General features: G+C 40.2%; 2 pseudogenes. Both read right to left on the bottom strand.

From position 1 onward, the window contains the following. Positions 1-276, bottom strand: a pseudogene (locus ACK4EX_RS11730) (HAD family hydrolase); the annotation flags it as partial. A 17-nt stretch (positions 277-293) separates the two neighbouring features. Continuing rightward, positions 294-527, bottom strand: a pseudogene (locus ACK4EX_RS11725) (transketolase); the annotation flags it as partial.

Here is a 527-nt window from a genome sequence, read left to right as displayed (position 1 = left end):
CCCCAAATGGGTTTCTTTTATTTGAAAATGAAGCAAAGTATCTGCAAAACGTTCTTTTCGAAGACGGTATTTGTCTATTTTGCCTTCGCGGTACAATGCCCATTTGCGATCATTTATTCGGTTATACACAGTGTAAAACTCGTCAAAATCAAGCCCTCTGCTGCTTAGATTTGTCTCAAAAAACAATTCTTTCAGCACCAGGGCACTATTAGTTTTAAAATCCCAGAGTGTGTGGTCTAAATCAAAAAAAACGACTCTATAAGACAATTTGCGCATTCGTTCTTTGTTGACTATTAATAGTCACCCAATGTCTCGGGATTTTGTTCAAGGGCGCGTCTTAACTGATCGTCGTTTGGCGCTATGCCATGCCACTCATGACTACCAACCATGAAGTCAACACCGTGTCCCATTTCGGTTTTCATGATTAGAACAACTGGTTTTTGATTGCGCGTCAAGCTTTTGGCAAGCAATAGTGCATCAGATATTTCTATCAGATCATTACCATTGTCGCATTCAGCTACCATCCA

This window comes from Thermaurantimonas sp. (assembly GCF_046299575.1).
Classification (GTDB): Bacteria; Bacteroidota; Bacteroidia; order Flavobacteriales; family Schleiferiaceae; genus Thermaurantimonas.
This window is presented reverse-complemented; position numbering and strand designations above follow the sequence as displayed.